Source organism: Pedobacter kyonggii (assembly GCF_004310665.1).
In the GTDB taxonomy this organism is placed as follows: Bacteria; Bacteroidota; Bacteroidia; order Sphingobacteriales; family Sphingobacteriaceae; genus Pedobacter; species Pedobacter kyonggii.
Genome location: NZ_SIXF01000018.1, coordinates 45741 through 64102, shown reverse-complemented (window position 1 = coordinate 64102; position 18362 = coordinate 45741). Strand labels below are relative to the sequence as shown.

At 36.5% G+C, this 18362-nt stretch carries 22 protein-coding genes; 8 read left to right on the top strand and 14 right to left on the bottom strand.

The features are described from left to right. Nucleotides 1-187 precede the first annotated feature (187 nt). From EYS08_RS17080 to EYS08_RS17035, 10 genes are all read right to left on the bottom strand, one after another. The gene (locus EYS08_RS17080) at nt 188-622 is read right to left on the bottom strand and encodes an SRPBCC family protein (RefSeq protein ID WP_131031168.1); all 435 of its coding nucleotides are present in this window, start codon (nt 620-622) and stop codon (nt 188-190) included. Nucleotides 623-624: 2 nt separating this feature from the next. Further along, nucleotides 625-942, bottom strand: coding sequence for an ArsR/SmtB family transcription factor (locus tag EYS08_RS17075; RefSeq protein ID WP_131031167.1), 318 nt, complete (start codon nt 940-942; stop codon nt 625-627). An 87-nt stretch (nt 943-1029) separates the two neighbouring features. Then, nucleotides 1030-1446, bottom strand: coding sequence for a VOC family protein (locus EYS08_RS17070; RefSeq protein ID WP_131031166.1), 417 nt, complete (start codon nt 1444-1446; stop codon nt 1030-1032). Nucleotides 1447-1762: 316 nt separating this feature from the next. Then, nucleotides 1763-2098 carry an MmcQ/YjbR family DNA-binding protein gene (locus EYS08_RS17065; protein WP_131031165.1) on the bottom strand — a complete coding sequence of 112 codons (336 nt, stop codon included), beginning with the start codon at nt 2096-2098 and terminating at the stop codon, nt 1763-1765. 16 nt (nt 2099-2114) lie between these two features. Then, nucleotides 2115-3488, bottom strand: a complete 1374-nt coding sequence (locus EYS08_RS17060) for an exonuclease domain-containing protein (protein WP_131031164.1) — start codon at nt 3486-3488, stop codon at nt 2115-2117. A gap of 129 nt (nt 3489-3617) precedes the next feature. Next, nucleotides 3618-4244: an autotransporter outer membrane beta-barrel domain-containing protein gene (locus EYS08_RS17055; protein ID WP_131031163.1), complete on the bottom strand. Its 627-nt coding sequence runs from the start codon at nt 4242-4244 to the stop codon at nt 3618-3620. A gap of 10 nt (nt 4245-4254) precedes the next feature. Then, entirely contained in the window at nt 4255-4608 is a 354-nt protein-coding gene (locus EYS08_RS17050; protein ID WP_244215983.1) for a response regulator, read from the bottom strand. Nucleotides 4609-4734: 126 nt separating this feature from the next. After that, nucleotides 4735-5493 carry a LytR/AlgR family response regulator transcription factor gene (locus EYS08_RS17045; protein WP_131031161.1) on the bottom strand — a complete coding sequence of 253 codons (759 nt, stop codon included), beginning with the start codon at nt 5491-5493 and terminating at the stop codon, nt 4735-4737. A 163-nt stretch (nt 5494-5656) separates the two neighbouring features. Beyond that, a complete protein-coding gene (locus tag EYS08_RS17040) occupies nt 5657-6739 on the bottom strand; it encodes a sensor histidine kinase (RefSeq protein ID WP_131031160.1) in 1083 nt (360 codons plus the stop codon). A 91-nt stretch (nt 6740-6830) separates the two neighbouring features. Further along, entirely contained in the window at nt 6831-7571 is a 741-nt protein-coding gene (locus EYS08_RS17035) for a LytR/AlgR family response regulator transcription factor (RefSeq protein ID WP_131031159.1), read from the bottom strand. A 289-nt stretch (nt 7572-7860) separates the two neighbouring features. Between EYS08_RS17035 and EYS08_RS17030 the strand changes: the two genes are divergently transcribed. From EYS08_RS17030 to idi, 4 genes are all read left to right on the top strand, one after another. Continuing rightward, on the top strand, nt 7861-8136 hold the full coding sequence (locus EYS08_RS17030; RefSeq protein ID WP_131031158.1) for a hypothetical protein: 276 nt from the start codon (nt 7861-7863) through the stop codon (nt 8134-8136). A 156-nt stretch (nt 8137-8292) separates the two neighbouring features. Then, the gene (locus EYS08_RS17025; protein ID WP_131031157.1) at nt 8293-9195 is read left to right on the top strand and encodes a MerR family transcriptional regulator; all 903 of its coding nucleotides are present in this window, start codon (nt 8293-8295) and stop codon (nt 9193-9195) included. Next, nucleotides 9179-10015 carry a phytoene/squalene synthase family protein gene (locus EYS08_RS17020; protein ID WP_131031156.1) on the top strand — a complete coding sequence of 279 codons (837 nt, stop codon included), beginning with the start codon at nt 9179-9181 and terminating at the stop codon, nt 10013-10015. Before EYS08_RS17025 ends, EYS08_RS17020 begins: the two co-directional genes overlap by 17 nt. Further along, nucleotides 10016-10558 (top strand): isopentenyl-diphosphate Delta-isomerase, encoded by a 543-nt coding sequence (gene idi, locus EYS08_RS17015; RefSeq protein ID WP_131031155.1) that lies wholly within the window; start codon nt 10016-10018, stop codon nt 10556-10558. It begins immediately after the preceding gene. A 195-nt stretch (nt 10559-10753) separates the two neighbouring features. Here the strand turns inward: idi and EYS08_RS17010 are convergent, their stop codons facing one another. The 3 genes from EYS08_RS17010 to EYS08_RS17000 are packed head-to-tail and all read right to left on the bottom strand — an operon-like array spanning nt 10754 to nt 12121. Next, nucleotides 10754-11491: a DNA-formamidopyrimidine glycosylase family protein gene (locus EYS08_RS17010; protein WP_131031154.1), complete on the bottom strand. Its 738-nt coding sequence runs from the start codon at nt 11489-11491 to the stop codon at nt 10754-10756. Nucleotide 11492: 1 nt separating this feature from the next. After that, entirely contained in the window at nt 11493-11696 is a 204-nt protein-coding gene (locus EYS08_RS17005; protein ID WP_131031153.1) for a KTSC domain-containing protein, read from the bottom strand. Between the two features lie 44 nt (nt 11697-11740). Then, a complete protein-coding gene (locus EYS08_RS17000) occupies nt 11741-12121 on the bottom strand; it encodes a hypothetical protein (protein WP_131031152.1) in 381 nt (126 codons plus the stop codon). A 110-nt stretch (nt 12122-12231) separates the two neighbouring features. Here EYS08_RS17000 and EYS08_RS16995 point away from each other — a divergent pair, with 110 nt between their 5' ends. The 4 genes from EYS08_RS16995 (at nt 12232) to EYS08_RS16980 (ending at nt 16285) form a co-directional block, all read left to right on the top strand. Beyond that, the gene (locus EYS08_RS16995; RefSeq protein WP_029277933.1) at nt 12232-12420 is read left to right on the top strand and encodes a hypothetical protein; all 189 of its coding nucleotides are present in this window, start codon (nt 12232-12234) and stop codon (nt 12418-12420) included. Between the two features lie 597 nt (nt 12421-13017). Further along, complete coding sequence (locus tag EYS08_RS16990) at nt 13018-13830, top strand: HipA family kinase (RefSeq protein WP_394343121.1); 813 nt, start codon at nt 13018-13020, stop codon at nt 13828-13830. After that, on the top strand, nt 13808-14191 hold the full coding sequence (locus tag EYS08_RS16985) for a DUF3037 domain-containing protein (RefSeq protein ID WP_131031151.1): 384 nt from the start codon (nt 13808-13810) through the stop codon (nt 14189-14191). Before EYS08_RS16990 ends, EYS08_RS16985 begins: the two co-directional genes overlap by 23 nt. 180 nt (nt 14192-14371) lie before the next feature. Next, complete coding sequence (locus EYS08_RS16980; RefSeq protein ID WP_131031150.1) at nt 14372-16285, top strand: AAA domain-containing protein; 1914 nt, start codon at nt 14372-14374, stop codon at nt 16283-16285. Nucleotides 16286-16339: 54 nt separating this feature from the next. Here EYS08_RS16980 and topB read toward each other — a convergent pair whose 3' ends face one another. After that, the gene (gene topB, locus EYS08_RS16975) at nt 16340-18193 is read right to left on the bottom strand and encodes a DNA topoisomerase III (protein WP_131031149.1); all 1854 of its coding nucleotides are present in this window, start codon (nt 18191-18193) and stop codon (nt 16340-16342) included. Nucleotides 18194-18362 lie beyond the last annotated feature (169 nt).

Here is an 18362-nt window from a genome sequence, read left to right as displayed (position 1 = left end):
GACCAGTATTAGAAAGGTCGTCATTCTCGCGCAGGCGGGAATCTTAATGCAACTTATAAATCAAGCTAAAGCATTATCTGTGCTGTAAAATGTTACCATCTTACACTTCATCAAATCTTTAGATATATCCTAAGTCAGGTGGTAACACCTGACTTCACTATAAATTCAGAATGACGAACGAGTAAAATTACGCTCCTGGTTCCAGATAATTTTTAAGCGCATCATTAACGAAATAAGTCCAGCCACCATTGAAACTTGTTTTGGCAAAGTCAGAGCCGTTCTCAGCAAAGCTTTCTATACCACTATGTGTTAATTTCAACCTTGTTTGATCACCTTGCTCAAATAACTCCCAACTTACCACCGAATTGCCCGGATAACCGTCATATCGCCAAGTGTAGGCGAGTTTCTTGCCCTCAACAATTTCTGTTATTTCGCAGAGATGTAAATATTGAGGCCCATCGTCTGGTCCACCAGAAAATTCAAACTTAAAGCCTACTTCAGGTTTAAAGTTTTCCAATTGAAAATACCATTGTTTAATTTCATTGTTATCGGTTAAAGCTTTCCAAACTTTTTCGATAGGGGCGTTATACACCCTTTCTACAATAATTGGTTCGTTTTCCATCTTTATTTTGATTTAGCGTCTTTTAATAAGTGTGTTTCTAAAGCATCTAATTTGCTTGTCCAAAAAGTACGGTATTGTTCTACCCATTTTGATACTTCTGCTAGTTTTTGAAATTGTATATTACAGTACCGATCACGGCCTTGTTGGGTAATTTCTACTAACCCGCATTCTGTTAAAACTTTAATGTGCTGTGAAATGGCAGGTCGGCTCACATCGAAATTTTCGGCAATTGCATTTAGATTTAAGGTGTTATGAGCAATCAGATTAATGATTTCTCTTCGGGTAGGATCAGCAATGGCTTGAAATACATCTCTTCTCATAAAATTAATTGCGTAAGTAATTGCTTACAAATATAAGTGTAAGTAATCGCTTACGCAAATATTAATTTATTTTCTAGAATGATAAAATTAACCCAAGGGCATTTTACTCATATCCATATAGAGAATACTCCATCTTTGACCATCCAGATCAACAAAACCACAACCATACATCCAGCCATCTTTGTAGCCTGGCTCGCCGTAAAGTGTACCACCGGCAGCTACCACTTTTTCCGCCAGATCATCTACTTCTTCCGGACTTTCTGCATCGAAAGAGAATAATACTTCGCCTCCATTGCGTTTATCGGCAATATTGGTTCCTGCAAAACCTTCGTACAAAGCTTCTTCAAAAAGCATAATTGCTAAATTACTTTCTCCTACCAAAAGACACGCCGAATCTTCACGGGCGCCATATTGGAGGTTAAGCGTGAAACCGAGCTGCGTGAAGAATGCTTTAGACTTGTTAATGTCTTTTACCGGAAGGTTTATCCAAAGTGATTTTATCATAACGTTTTATATTTGATGTAAGTAAAGATAGGTAAGCAGCTACAGAGTTACCCTTGCTAAAAAAGAAAATTAACAGGGCTGTTTGAGACAATTTAGGTTATCGTAATTAACTTATATTTTCTTCTATTCCTTATGTGGTTAAAGTATTGCGGCAATGTTGCGCCTTTAAAAATCATAATGCTTTTATTAGCCTATGTTTTTATAATCTCATAGGCTTAACTGGTTAGTAAAGTTATTGTGCTAATTCTTACCATGTAAGGCATTAAGGGCATTTTAGCTCATCAAGCATAGACCGTTATGTTCGGGAATAATACACTTAACATTTATATTTTTCGGAAAGTTTTTTAGGCGCCACATTGCAATAAGAAAGTGTAAGTGCATCGATTAGCATTTCGTCTGTTAATGCTGTTAGATGAAAAATTGTCCAGCCTTGTTTGCCCCAGGCCCCGGTAGCCGGCCATATGCTGTTGCGATCAAAATTACAGAAAACAGACTGATCAATTTCCGATAATTTAAATGTTGCCTGCTTTTTTTGAAGATTTAGTGTAGCAAAGATCTTTTTATTTACCCGGAATGAAGTTTTTTCGAAATGCGGCAGCTCAATAACTTCATCAAAAGATAGGCAGTGAGCTATAAAAGTTGATGAATCCATGGTATGCAATTAATAGTTACAATTTATACAATTTCTGTGGATGTTGTTCTGCGTAATTCAGAATTAAATTTAGGATATAGCTGTTGGACTGATAGATAGAAAGATCACTTTTGATTGGTGCCAGACCATCAGCAAGATAATTCTTATTGGTGAAGTAACCCATTCCATAAAATTTTCCATTTTCAACAACCAGGCAGCTAAATTCTTCTTCTTTTCTGCCCTCATCCACCAATGCGAAACTTGGTTGTTGGTTTTGAACGTCGCTTAATGCAGCATTTAATTTTTTGTTGTAAACAGCCACGGTTTCGATTCCACTGCATGCACCAAAACATTGGCCATTTTCATGGGCATAACATTTGGTTGCTGTTTTTTGCAAATAACAGAGCTTTGCACAAAGCTGGTATTTATCAACCAGTTGGTTTAAGAAATTATAACCTTCCAATAAGCTGTTAAAACTCTGGAAGGCGTTATTGTTTTTTTTATGTTTATCTACCGCTAAGCGCAAATAGCCGTTTTGATCTTCGAAAACATATAAATCATATTTATGCTCATAACGTTTCATTGCCCGATTATTTTCAGGCCAAAGGCGTTTAATTTCATTGGCTTCTAAAATGAGTGCCATTAATTCTGTACCACAAATTACATGGTCTACATCATGGATAGTGCGTAAAAAATCCTGGCGTTGCCGGTTAGGTGTATTACCTGTAAAATGGCTGGTTACGCGTTTCTTAAGGTCTTTAGCTTTTCCAACATAAATAATTTTGCCTTTACTATCTTTAAAATAATATACGCCAGGTTGATGAGGTAACCTCAGGATAGAAGCTTTATCTAAGTGCGGAGGTAAAACCTGCTCTTTCGATGTTTTCTTCAGCATTTCTGCTATTATGCCTTCCTGATCGTATTCTAGCAATAAATTGAATAGGATACTGGTCGCATCTGCATCTCCCGCTGCCCGGTGTCGGTTTTGAATCGGGATCTGCAAGGCTGTGCAAAGTTTTCCTAAACTATATGAAGATTTACCAGGAATTAGTTTTCTGCTCAACCTTACCGTACACAGCTTTTTGCATTGTAAATCATATCCTGCAGCTGCCAAATGATGCTTCAAAAAGGAATAATCGAAGTTTACATTGTGCGCCACAAAAATCTTATCGTTTAATAATTGATAAATCTGTAAAGCAACATCATCAAAAGTTGGGGCATTCAACAACATGTTATCATCAATGCCTGTAAGCGCAGTAATGTAAACGGGTATAGGCTGCTTCGGATTAATTAGGGTAGTGTAAGATTCAACTATTTCATTGCCATTATGGATGTTAATGGCAACCTCGGTAATACCATTTGCTGAGGCATGACCGCCAGTGGTTTCGATATCTACAACTGCGTATAACATTAAATTAATTTGAAATACAAATCTATGCTAAAATAATTAGTATGAAAATAATTTTGATTATTTCTTTAGCATAAAAAAGAGCGGTTATGTATTTAACGTAACCGCTCTGGTGTTTTGTATATACAACTATTAAAGCTTATTTAATAGCTTACTTAAATTTGGTTTAATGCCTATAGAAATTGGTACAGTATTAAAAGCCCGGTTCTGGATTTTACTGAAGCCATACATGTAACTGGCCTCGACAAATAAATTGGCACCTCCAATATTGTACTCAATACCGGCACCACCTTCGGCAATACCCAAACCATTCGATTTATTATCTTGGCTAACCTGCAGGGTTGTCGTATTTACGCTGGCCTGAGGCGTAAGAATAAAACCGCCACCGGCACCAGCAAAACCATAAAAAGCCCATTTATTTACAATTTTACGGTATCCTAAAGCAACATTTAGCAAGTAGGTGGTTGCTCTGCCTTTTTGTAAGGTATAGGTATAGCCCGCATCTGGCGTTATCTGGTTAAAAGTAAAAGCATGTAAACTTGCTTTGGGGTATAAGAACAAACCACCTTTGCCCAAACCCAAGTTTAAACCTAGTGATGTTGAAAATTTCGGCTTAAAATAGTCCGAAGTTTCACCCAATGGAAATGCAAAGCCAATTCCACTCATGGAATAGAGTTTATCTGGTCTGCTTTGTGCTTTTACTTTGATTGATACTGTTGCGCATAACAACAGAAGAGATAATAGTAATTTTAATTTCATATCTGATTTTTTAATTTTCGGTTAAAGCACTTACTTTTTGGAGCAAATCTGCCATATTAAAGGGTTTTTCTAAATAATCGTCGGGATGGTATTGTTGCGATGTGATATAGTTTTCATCATACCTGGCCGACGCCATAATAATGGGGATGCGCGCTGTTTCAGGATTTAACCTTAACTCTTTAAACACAGCACGCCCATCCATCCCATTTAACATAATGTCTAGAATAATCAGATCGGGATTAAAATCTCTTATTGTTTTAAAAATATGCCGTGGCGATAGTAGCGGATAAACTTTATAATGTTCGGTTTCTAATACATCCTGGAAAACTTCTAATACATCTGGGTCATCATCCACAACCAACACTTTTTTCAAAACAGATAAATCAATTAATTAATAACAAAATAGATTATCCTAATACAAAGTTTTAGGCGTAATGTTTTGATTATGCATTAAAATTGATTCGAGATGCTGATAATAGTCTATTAAAGACTACATTATGTTGCCTGGACGGGGCTTTTCTTGAAGCAAATTGTTCTTGATAAAATTTGCGAAAAGCTCTATATATGTACCCGAAATAGTAAAAGATGTTTCGCCAGAAAGCAGGATTTTATTGCCGAGTACACTTTTGATATGCTGTTTTGCAATAACAACAGTAGGGTTAACCTGGATAAATGCTGAATGCTTTTTTAACATTTTCAAAGTCTTGGTAAAATTAGATTTTGAACTTAGAAAAGCATTTTTTGTAGTTTTAAATTGAATATCTTCCCCCATTTCTTCTATTGCAATCAATTCATTCAGATCTATTCTTACTAAATCAGCATTTTCCCCTTGTAAAGGGATGTAAAAGAAATGATCGTCGAAAATGGAAAAAGGATGTTGTGCTTTTTTTCCAGTTGGATAGAGGTTGTTTATTGTTTTCGTAAAATGTAAAATAGAATAAGGCTTAAGTAAATAAGCATCTGCATCAACTTTAAAAGCATCAATGGCATACCTTGGGTGCGCCGTAGTAAAAACCAGGTGTTTTGTTTTTTGCCTTAATAGGGTTGCTAATTCGATTCCGGAAAGCGAAGGCATTTCGACATCCATAAAAATAATGTCGACAGGATTAGATACCGATATTTCTGCCAGGGCTTGGAGCGGTTCAGTAAAAGTTTGGATAAGCTTTAAATCAGGCAGCTTCTCCATATATGCTATCAAACTCTCTAAGGAATGAGGGTCGTCATCAATAGCGATACAACTTATTGACATTTTTTATAGGTTTAGTTGATGCAAATTACAATTTCAACCATTAAAATGGAAAAAAAACACATTCGAAACGGATTTTTATGTATTCGGCAAGGAAAATCAGCTTTTCTTTTGAGATTATTGGGTAATTTGAAATTTTAAACTAAAATTATTAAAGCGGGTTATATTATTTGATTTTAATAACTAACATTACTTTGAAATACTGGTTTGAATCAGTAAAGTAGCTGAATTCAGCATTCTTGCCATAGGTGTAAGCTAAACGTTTCTTTATATTTTCCATCCCAGAACTTAAGCCTGAATTATCTTTAATTGCTTTTATTAAGTTTGAGGTTTCTATTGTAAGTTGACCATTTTTAATGTTCAAACTCACTTCGGCAGGATGTGATGGCGTAAGCAGTTCGCCATGTTTAAACATGTTTTCTACCAAAGTGGTTAATACTAAAGGAATGATTTTAACATTGCGTATTTCATCATCGTACCAAAAACGGAGCTGTACCTGGTGATCTTTACGGAGCTGGTGCAGGTTGATGAGGTTTTCTACCTGATTAATCTCCTCATCAAGCAAAATAAACTCTTTATCCTGATTGCTATCAACCGAATAGCGCATCATCTCAGCCAGAGAATGAATGGCTTCTGCGGCAACCGGGGAAGAATCTTTAGCGTTTTGATAAATAAAATCTAAAGTATTAAATAACAGATGTGGCTGTATCTGCGCCTTTAAATAGGCATTTTCTGATTTAGCTATTTGGATAATGTTATTTAAACGTTGTTTCTCCAGGTCTTCAATTTTTTTCCGTTCTTCGAGAAAATTAAGGAGAAAATAATAACTGGTAGCAAAGCACATAAAATATATGGCCCGGTAAATCGGCGCAGCAAAAAAGGCCGCATTAAATATCAGTTTAATGGGACCATTATAATCGGTATAATTAATTACAATATAATCTAAAAAAACCGTTATTATTAAATAAGCGCCCAGTTCGAGTAAAATAAACAGGGGTAATTTCCACCATCTTTCATTAATTTTTTTCAGGGCAAAAGTCAAAACTACATGCGCATGAAAATAAAATGTAGCGATGTTTAAGCTATAAAAAATAATATAAGTGCTCAGTGTAGAGAATCTGCCAACAAAGATGCCGATGATGATGGCCTCGTAAAATATGAATATGGTCCAACCTAAAATGTGAAGTCGTTTGTTGGAAAACCAGGTTGAAATTTTGTGTAATTTATTGTTTTTAGCGATAAGCGTCATTGGCTAGTTAATTGAGGAACGGCTATATATACTAAACAATAAAACCGTAAGCTTTTAATTGTTTAGATAACGAAAATACTAAAAAATTAGTTTAAGAGCGGTTAGTTTTAATCGTTTTCTCTTTTATGTAGTCCTGTATACTCTCACGGTAATTATTTCCAATGTTAATGGTTAAGTCATTGATCATTTTTAAGGTATTGCCCTCTACTTTCTCAATGTAATTTTTAGCAATAATAAAAGAGCGGTGTGCCTGGGCAAAATTCTGATAATCTTTTAAAATGATCTTTATCTCTGATAGTGCAATGTATGATACAATGGTTTCGTTTAGGGTAAAAATCCGGACATAGTTTTGCAGGCTTTCTATCGCAATGATATCGGTATACCTTACTTTAATTAAGCTGTTCTTCTCATTTTTATTCCTTACAAAGAAATAATCATCCTCTTGTTTAATACTAACATTCGGTAAGCTGGGGCTAAGGGGAAATAATCTGTTTATGGTCTCCGCAAAACGGGCAAAGGTATACGGTTTTAATAAATAAGCGCTTGCATTCATTTCAAAAGCTTCATAGGCATATTTAGAATGCGAAGTGGTAAAAATTAATTTGTCTGTTTTATGCCTGATTGCTTTTGATAATTCTAATCCCGAAATCATTGGCATATCAACATCTATAAAAACAATGTCAACATGATCTCCTGCAGTAATTTCGTTTAATGCCTGTAACGGATCTGTATACGAGTTTATTAAATGAATGTTTGCGAGATTATTGATGTACGATTTTATACCGTTGACGGCGTGAATGTCGTCATCAATTACGATACATGTTAATTTCATTGGGTATGTTTTAAGGTTAAACGAAATTATAGGTTGCTTTTTAAATAAAGAAATTATTTTAGGGCTGCAATGATGTTTAATTGGTTTTTGTAGTAAATATGATACGTATATGTTTTTTTATGCAAGAAACATGATCAGCGAAAACCGATGATGAAAGGTTTTTATAAAAAGAATAAAACAAATTTATTTAATGACTTGTATAACAATATATTGCATTTTGAATCGTAGTTATTAATAGATATATTTAATAATCAAAATAATCATCCCTAATCACCTAAAACAATATCCCATGAAAAATAGAATCCGCACAGCCAATAGATTAAACGTGTCTATTACTAAAAAGGTTATTGAGCTGCAGGAGCAAGGTTACGACTGTGACTTTCTTCTACTGGCTAATGGTAGTTTGCATTGCATGCAAACTAACTTAAGCTATCCGCTAGGTACGGTTGCTATTAAACAAAGGGAACATGGCTACGATTTCTTTAGCCATTCTTATAAAAATGTGCATACCATCGAAACGGGAAATGGTGAAAGGGGTGTATTACTTACCGAAAAGCTATTTTAACCGGTTACTTACGCCTCTAAGTTAAAATTTACTGTGTTCAGCTGGTATTCATGCGAACTCAACTATGACGATTTCATCGTAATATCGGTCCGTTTTAGTAAAAACTTTTTCTTCTTTTTTTTGTTTAGATTTTATTGAATATATTTAAACAAAATAATGAATTATTCTATTTCAGATCTTGAACAGCTTTCGGGCATCCATTCTCATACCATCAGGATCTGGGAGCAGCGGTACAATGCGTTAAGTCCGATGCGATCTCAAGGCAATACGCGTTTATACGATGATAAGCAGCTCCGAAGACTATTAAACATTGTAAGCTTAAATAAAAGCGGTTTAAAAATTTCTAAAATCTGCAGCCTTTCTGATGAAGCGATTGATAAACTTCTCGACCAACAGTTCTCATATCCTACTCATGATGAGCAGGCAGATTATGTTTCGCAACTTATTAGGCATGGTTTGGCTTTTGATGAGCACTCATTTAATCATTTAATTGATCAAAGCATTGATCAGTTGGGGCTTTCTGACTGCTACCGGAAAATAATGTATCCATTATTGGTCCGCTTGGGCTTAATGTGGCGAAAAGACGATATTTGCCCTGCACACGAGCATTTTTTATCAAATATTATCCGTCAAAAAATATTTACACATATTAATAATCTTCCTTTAACGAGGCATACTGGCGAAAGTTGGCTTCTTTTTTTACCGGAAGACGAGGATCATGATATTGGGCTGCTTTTTGCCAGTTATATGCTAAGAATGCATCATCATCAAGTTATTTTCTTAGGCAGCAAAGTTCCGTTGGATTCAATTAAGCGAATATTCTCCACATTAAATGTAGGTCATGTTTTGCTTTTTATGATAAAGTCAAGATCGGAATCTGCCGCGCAAAAATACATAGATGAATTGTCTGAAATATGCTCATCCGCTGAGATTCATCTCGCGGGAAATAGTGAGGTTATCGGTAAACTAAACAATATCGATCACATCAATTGGTTTAAAACGCTCGATGAATTTGAAAAAACAATACAATACCCTTTTTTACATGAAAGAAATTTTTGATCAACTATCTGCCAATTGTAGCCGGCTTACCACTAAGTTGTATAGTACCAGCTTTTCTTATGGTATTTATTTTCTTGGTAAAGAACTGCGTCAACCCATACACTCCATTTATGGCTTTGTACGTTTAGCAGATGAAATTGTAGATAGTTTCCATCACTATGACAAGAATTTTTTATTAGAAAAATTTAAGGAGGATACTTTCGAAGCCATTAACCTGGGTATTAGTTTAAACCCCATTTTAAATTCATTCCAAAGGGTTGTAAATCAATACCAGATAGACCAGGAGCTGATTGTTCTTTTTCTGAGGAGTATGGAGATGGATCTTTCAATGCAAGAATATACACCAGAACTTTACAACGAATATATTTTAGGCTCCGCAGAAGTGGTAGGTTTGATGTGTTTAAAGGTTTTTACCGATGGCAGCGATGCAGATTACGAACAATTGAAGCCTTACGCCATGAAATTGGGCTCTGCATTTCAGAAGGTTAATTTTTTAAGGGATGTGAAGGCTGATCATCAAACACTTAATCGAAATTATTTTCCCAATGTTAATTTAGCCCTATTCTGCGATCGTCAAAAAAAAGAAATCGAAGAAGAAATTGAAGCAGAATTTGAAATGGCCTTAACTGGTATTAAGCAGTTGCCCACAGCGTCGAGAAATGGCGTATATTTGTCTTATATCTATTATAAAAAGTTATTTGCTAAGATAAAGCGTTTAAGTGCTGAAAAAGTTATGACTGAAAGGATAAGAATTTCGAACACGCGTAAAGTCGGTTTGATGTTTGGTTCTATTATCCGTAATAAGTTAAATGTAATTTAAATGGAAGAACAAGTTATTCTGGTTGATGAGGAGGATGTGCCGAAAGGACAGATGGGTAAAATGGAAGCACACGAGAAAGGTGTATTACACCGCGCCTTTTCTGTTTTTATTTTTAATTCTAAACGCGAACTATTACTGCAGCAGAGGGCAATGAGCAAATATCATTCTGCAGGTTTATGGACGAATACCTGTTGCAGTCATCCGCGGATTGGAGAAAATAATATCCACGCAGCGAAAAGGAGATTGATGGAAGAAATGGGGATGGACTGTGAATTGAACTATCTGTTTAAATTTACCTACAAGGCAATATTTGAAGATGGGTTAACGGAACACGAAGTTGATCATGTTTTTTTTGGCACGAGTGATGAATTACCAGTTATAAATCACGATGAAGTAGAAGGCTTTAAGTATATGGATTTGGAAGCCTTAGCTCAGGATATTGCAGTTAATCCGAGTGCCTATACGCCATGGTTAAGAATCTGCTTGGATAAAGTTGTAGCGCACGCATCAACGGCTAAAACAAAAAACGGGCATACAGCCTAAGCCATATACCCGTATCTAAATTAACGCTCTCGAGGACAAATATAGGACTAGTTTAGAAAATTCCTAAAAGATTAACATTTCTTTTACTTTAAGATTATAGTTTGTTGTTTTGATAAAAGTTGTACAATAATTTAAATACTTAACATTTAGTGGTTTATATTTCTGAGTGGAAATTTTAAGCCGAAAAAATATTTTTTAGCTAGCATATAGTTTTTGGCATTTTTTACAGAAATAAGTTTGCCGGTGTGTTTTTCCGATTTCCTTTTTCTCGATTTTATGTTTAAGCGGGCACTCTTTCTTACTATATACTTCCCAATGCTTACTTAATGTATTTTCCTTTTTCCACTTTAAAAAATCAAAACTATAATTTCTGGCTTCCTTAACCAGTGCCTTTAATTTTGCAGGTGGTAAATTTTCAATTTTGGTTAAGGGGTGTATACGGGTTCGGTATAAGACCTCGTTTTTAATAATATTACCCACTCCACTAAAAATCTGCTGATCCAGCAATACGTCGCAAACCAATGCCTGGGGTTTTTCTTTTAACTTTTTAATAGCTGCATTGCTGTCCCACTCATTAGCCATTACATCGTTTTCCCAGTAGTAATGTTTTTTAACGTTTCCTTCCAGAAGGTCAACTTTGCAGGTATAAAAGTTTAATTCATCTTTTTTAAAGATCAGTCCCAATTTTAATGGCGCTTTTTTATGCTCATTAATTAAATAACTGCCAAATAACATAAAATGAATACGGATTGTGAAATCGTTAAAACGGATCAGGAAATGTTTACCCCAGCTTTTAAAATCCTGGATCTTTTCATGGAGCAATCTATCCTTGTCGAAATTTGCATTGCCTGCTACTTCCAGTACTTCAGGTTTACCCAAATGGAGCGCTTTGATTAAATCTTTTAGTATTACTATTGATGGACCTTCGGGCATATTATTCTTCCTCTAGTTTCTGGAATTTAAATTTATCCTTAATGTGACGGTTAAAATATCTTCCTTTCGATCCGGAAGCCTTTAACATCTTGTAAATTTTTTCTGGGACCTCTTTATATAGGTAAATCATATCGGTTACAAAGATGATTTTCAATGTTTCTGTAGCTGCATCATAACTAAAATATTTGATTACTGATGATGGCATAATATTAAATTATACCTTAAAAACAGCTACCATTACAAATGGTTTCAATCGTTTTTGAGTGCTGATTCTTCTCGCTGAGCTTTAATCTTTTCCTTTTTCAAATCGATACGGATAATGTTATATAAACTCATATAAACATTGGCAACCCATACTATCGAAAAGAAAGAAATAAGGTAACCGCGCCAATCGGGATAAAGTAAAGTGAATCTGGTAATAAAAAGCAGAATCGCGGTTACATAATGACTAAAGCAATATTCGCAGGTAAATACGTAAAAGAACTTTCTTTTTACCAGTTGATCACAATTTTTAGAACGGCTTACACAGAATTCACGCGCTTCTTTGAAAATTTCTTCTTTGGTAACTGTCCATGCGATGCAAGCTACGGGTAAGGCCATAATGAAAAGATAATAGATGTGTGCTTCCATAGTAATTAAATCAGGTATAAATACAACCTTAAAGCCTTGAAAATGTTTATTAAGCGATAAACATTTTGATTGTATTTATGTTAATTAAAATATATCTAATTATTTGTTTTATGGAAAGATCAGAAATCATATCTCTACTTGAGGTAATCAATCAGCAGGTTAGTTCTTCTGTTTTAGGTGGGATGGAAGAAGAATATGAAGAATTAGAAAGCATGGGCCTGATTAAAATCAACCGAGATTCGGTACAATGGTCGTCGGCTATGACACCTGCTGGAAATGCTTATTTGGGGCATGATTAGCTGAGGTTGAAGAATACAGCAAGCTAATGGAGTTTTCTGTGCAATAGTTAATCGGCTATGGCCTACAAACTTCGGAAGATTATTTGGAAAGCAGGTTCCGGTTGTTATCGGTTCGGGCAGTCCTGCTCTCCACTTTACTCGTTGCACTCATGTTCGTTACGATCAGGTTTATTTAAGCTGGGGTAGTGCTGCTATTTGAGGTTTGATAGTGAGTGCACTTATGCGACAGATTTTCCGTGCTCTCTGTGCTTCCGTAGCAAAATAAAAATGGCTCGTGGAGACACGAGCCATGGCGTTTAGATAGAAAAATATATGAATGTTGTCTAAAGCCATATAGCCCTGATGGCAATGGAAATCCCTTTTTAGTTTGCGTTGGTTTGTTTATATCGGATTTTAACCAAAAGGATTGGAATGAACAGCAGGACTGAACCCTCACTAATGGCTACTGGTATTGCGCTTCAAAAAAAATAACTGTTTATTTTTAACGATTGATCAGTAGACCTCCCATCAAGATCTTTACGACCAAACTTTGACTAATTTATTGTTGGAATTCTGCTAAATTTGCAGCAAGTTTAGAATTATGCCTAAATAAAATAAATGGCCATTCTATCTGCAGATATGAACGATTTACAACTTAGAACGGTAAATGTAGCCAGATACGTTACGCCTTTGCGCGAGGGTGGCTCTATGCCTGCCATTGCAGAAGCTGATGATAATTTTTTATATGTACTTAAATTTAGAGGGGCAGGACAGGGTACCCGGGCTTTAATTGCCGAACTAATTGGTGGCGAAATAGCACGCTATTTAGGTTTGCGCGTACCTGAATTGGTTTTTGCCAATTTAGATGAAGCTTTTGGGAGAACTGAACCCGATGAAGAAATACAGGATCTGCTAAAAGCCAGCGTGGGCTTAAATTTGGCATTACACTATTTATCTGGCGCAATAACATTCGACCCGACTGTAACTACTGTTGATGCTAAACTTGCCTCGCAGATTGTATGGCTAGATTGTTTTTTAACGAATATGGACCGTACCTGTAGAAACACGAATATGTTGCTGTGGCATAAGGAGCTTTGGTTAATAGACCATGGAGCTGCATTATATTTTCATCATTCGTGGCAAAACTGGGAAGAACAGGCTATTAAACCATTCTTTTTGGTAAAAGACCATGTATTGTTACCATGGGCCACTGAACTAGAAAGTGTAAATGACGAATTTAGTAAACTACTTAGCCCTGAGAAGATCGAATCTGTTATTAATTTAATTCCTGATGACTGGTTGGAGGGCGAAACGAACTTCGAAAGCAAGGCAGCGCACCGTAATGCCTATACGCATTTCCTTACTACCAGGTTAACTCATTCAAGTATATTTTTAAAAGAAGCACAGCATGCAAGGGAAATTCTTATTTGAGTATGCCGTGATTCGCGTAATGCCCAGGGTAGAACGTGAAGAATTTATTAATGTTGGCATTATTTTGTTTTGTGCCAAGCAAAAATTTCTAAAAAGTGTTTTTTTTCTAGATGAGAAAAAAATAAAGGCTTTTTCTGCAGAGATAGATTTAGAAGAGCTAAAAGAGAACTTATGCGCTTTTGAAAGAATAAGTGTGTCTGCAAAAGGATCAGGTCTTATTGGTCAATACGATCAAGCTTCTCGTTTTAGGTGGCTTACGGCAACCAGAAGTACGGTAGTGCAGTGCTCAAAAGTACATCCTGGTTTTTGTGATGATGCTGAAGAAACACTGTTGAGACTGCATAACGAGCTTGTTTTATAGCGCTATGCGCATGGCGTTAGCGTTTGATTTACCTATTAAGAACAAATATTTCAGCTCTTGAACAGGACATCAATCTAACAATTAAGCAATTAATCAGTTTGCAATTGGCAGTTTTCAGTTGACTATCAAGCAATCTAACAATTAAGCAATACAACAATTAACCAATTAACCCCTTTCGTCTTGCCAAAAGAATATTTCAAAAAACTCCAAGATCTGCTCGATACCGAACGCAACGAAGATTTACAATCATATTTAAAACTTACTGAAAATACTTCTGCTGCCGATAGGAGAGCCTTGGGTTTAACCTGGTACCCTATTGCAATCAGGAATACCGAAATAGGCCGTGGCGATTATTTAACTGTAGAGTTGGAACGGACTACCCATCAGGATTTTTCTCATCAGTTCCGTTTTGGTTCGGCGGTGGTATTATTTTCTAATCATGATGCCAAAGAAGATCGGATAGAGGGGATTATCAATCACCAAAGTGGTAGCAGGATGAAAATCAGCTTCCGTGTTGATGAATTACCAGACTGGACCAGAGATGGCAAACTTGGTGTAGACTTACTTTTTGATAATAACAGCTACGACGAAATGCAGAATGCCCTTAAACAGGCTACGCATTTGGCAGAAAATGAATCGGAAAATAAACTGATCCGTATTTTAACGAAAGGAGAAAAACCTTCATTTCAGGGTGAAGAGAAATTTATCATTCCAAATACGTTAAACGACTCGCAGCAATTTGCGGTGAATAAAATTATTGCAGCCGATCATTTGGCTGTGGTTCATGGTCCTCCAGGCACCGGAAAAACAACAACACTTGTGCACGCTATAAAATCGTTGGTTAAACACAGCGATCAAAAAATCCTTGTGGTAGCACCAAGTAATACTGCTGTTGATCTACTTACTGAAAAATTAGCCGCTGAAGGGTTAAAAGTAATCCGTGTGGGTAATCCGGCAAGGGTTTCGGAAAAGTTGCTTGCGGCTACTCTTGATCATCAAATGGCCGATCATCCGGAGATGAAAACGATTAAGGCTTTAAAAAAACAGGCCAGTGAGTATAAAAACATGGCCCATAAATACAAGCGGAGTTTTGGCAAAGCAGAACGGGAGCAACGTAAGGCCTTGTTTGATGAAGCGCATAAAATTGGAAAGGAAGTAGAAAAAACGGAGCAGTACATTATGGATAATCTGTTTACTAAAGCTCAGATTATTACCGCCACCTTGGTGGGAGCCAACCACTATACCGTTCGGAATTTAAAGTATAATACCATTGTAATTGATGAGGCTGGCCAGGCTTTGGAACCTGCCTGTTGGATACCGATTTTAAAAGCACAGAAAGTAATATTGGCCGGCGATCATTTTCAGCTTTCTCCAACCATAAAATCAAATGAAGCAGCTATAAATGGCTTAAGTAATACTTTACTCGAAAAAACAGTAAATCTTCATCCAGAGTCGGTTGTGTTGTTAAAAGAGCAATACAGGATGAACAAAGATATTATGGGTTATTCATCTCAGGTATTTTACAAAAATGAGTTAATTGCGCATCACTCTGTAGCTGATCATTTATTATTTAATGGCGATCAACCGATTCAATTTATTGATACGGCAGGCTGTAGTTTCGACGAAAAATTAGATGGAACAAGTACAACCAATCCTGATGAAGCTGCATTTTTGGTCAAACATTTAACGCATTTGGTTGCTAGTTTGGCAGATCAAACCTTGACCGACGGTTTTCCGTCGGTTGCTATTGTTTCCCCTTATAAACAGCAGGTTCAGATTTTAAATGCGTTGATCCAGGAAAATGAAATTTTAAATCCATATCGCAATAATATTGCAGTTAATACCATTGATAGCTTTCAGGGGCAGGAACGCGATGTGGTTTATATTAGCCTTACCAGGAGTAATGGCGATGGAAGCATTGGGTTTTTATCAGATACGAGGAGGATGAATGTTGCCATGACAAGGGCAAGGAAAAAGCTGGTTGTTATTGGCGATAGTGCTACTTTATCGAAATCTAATTTTTATGCTGAATTTATCCAGTATGCTGAGCAACTGAACGCATACCACAGCGCCTGGGAATTTATGGAGTTATAACCGTAAAATTGTTACTTTTTATATTTGTTTGCCGTTATATGACGCAAGTTGATGCTAAACCTTTTCCAGTTTCTTTTCTTCTGCGAGTTTGCCCGATATACTGGCTCCTGCAATTAATAGTTCATGCGTAATGGTTTTGGTATATTCTGTAATTTCTGATTTAAAATCTTTTACTGATGAGCCTGAACGTATTTCTTCTAATCTTTTTTCCCACTGTCCGGTAAGCTCAGCCTGCGCAATCTGTTTATCCTTCACTACTTCGTAAACAGCCAAACCTTTATTGGTGGGTACAAGATTTCGCTTTTCCCTTGTAATATATTCTCTGGTGATTAACGTTTCAATAATGGATGCACGAGTTGCAGGAGTACCCAAGCCACTATCTTTCATGGCATAACGTAATTCTTCATCTTCAATCTCCTTGCCGCATGTTTCGAGCGCTTTTAATAACGAAGCCTCGTTGTACATTGGTTTAGGTTTAGTCTGCTTTTCTAAAAGAGATTTTTCTGTTATAGGCAATAGTTCTCCAACAGCAACCTTTGGTAAAGCTGCATTGTCTTCATCTTTTTTATCATCTTCAGGGTCGTTAAAAACAGCCCGCCAGCCTGCAGAGCGAATTACGGTTCCATTAGCTACAAAAGTAACTCCTGATTGAATGGTTATTTTGGTTAATTCTTTAAGACATTCCTGGTGAAAAGCCTCGATCATACGACCAACAACCATATCGTATACAGCCTGCTTATCTGCACTTAGGCCATATGCCTGTTCGCCGGTTGGTAAAACGGCATGGTGATCGGTTACTTTTTTGGCGTTAACACTTCTCTTATTTAAAGTAATGGTTTGCAAAAACTGCGCTTGTTTCCCAAAATCAGCATGATCGGTAAATTTTGCAATCAAATCTGGAACGCCGGCAAAAACATCATCGCCAATATATCGAGATCCGGTACGGGGGTAGGAAACCAATTTACTCTCGTACAGGTTTTGCAAAATATTAAGTGTTTGATCAGCAGTATATCCCTTTTTCTTATTGGCTTCTTGCTGTAAACTGCTTAAGTCGTGCAATAATGGAGGTGGTTCTTTTCTTGGCTTTGCTTCTACAGCCGTAATGTTCCCGCCCGTTGGAAAACCAGAAGCCACATCCTCTACAAGCGCAAATAACTTTTCTACTTCTTCCTTTTCTTTATAGTTAGAAGTTGATATAGCCTTAAAAACCTGTTCATCTTTAGAAAGTAAAATGCTGATTTGATAATAGGTTTGAGGAACGAAGTTTTTAATCTCCAAAAAACGAGCACAGATCATGGCCAGGGTAGGCGTTTGTACCCGCCCTAATGAAAGAACTGTTCTGTTACCTGCCGAAATACTTAGCGCCTGTGTGGCATTCATTCCCACCAGCCAGTCTGATTCTGAGCGGCAATGGGCCGAATTAAACAAGGTATCGTAATCGGTTCCCGGTTTTAAGTTTCTGAATCCATCTTTTATCGCTTCATCCGTTTGCGAAGAGATCCAAAGGCGTTTGAAAGGTTTTTTACATTTCAGGTAATAATAAATGTACCTGAAAATTAATTCACCCTCACGCCCCGCATCCGTTGCCACAATAATTTCGCTCGCCTCATCAAAAAGTTTTTTTATGGTGTCTAATTGTTTCCGTACTGCCGGATCTTCTACAAAACCATCTTTTGTTTTAATCTTTCTAACTGCAAGTTTAAACTTTTGCGGAAGCATGGGCAAATGTTGCTTCCTCCAGCCAATAAAGCCATAATCTTGAGGGGGAGCCAATTGTAATAAATGCCCGAATGCCCAGGTAAAAGAATATCCTTTACCTTCAATGTATCCATCTTTTCTGGTGGTTGCTCCGAAAACTTTAGCAAGTTCACGACCAACAGAGGGCTTTTCTGCAATTACAATCTTCATGAATGGGCTTATCTTTTCAACCTCAAAGATGATTAAAATATTGGCAACCGATTAAAAAAATTACTCACAATGCTACTTAACATTCGTTTGGGCAAACAATTATCAGATAACTTTGTCCATCATTTGTGTCAGAAATTTTTATATCGGATTGATTAACAATTCGGTAATA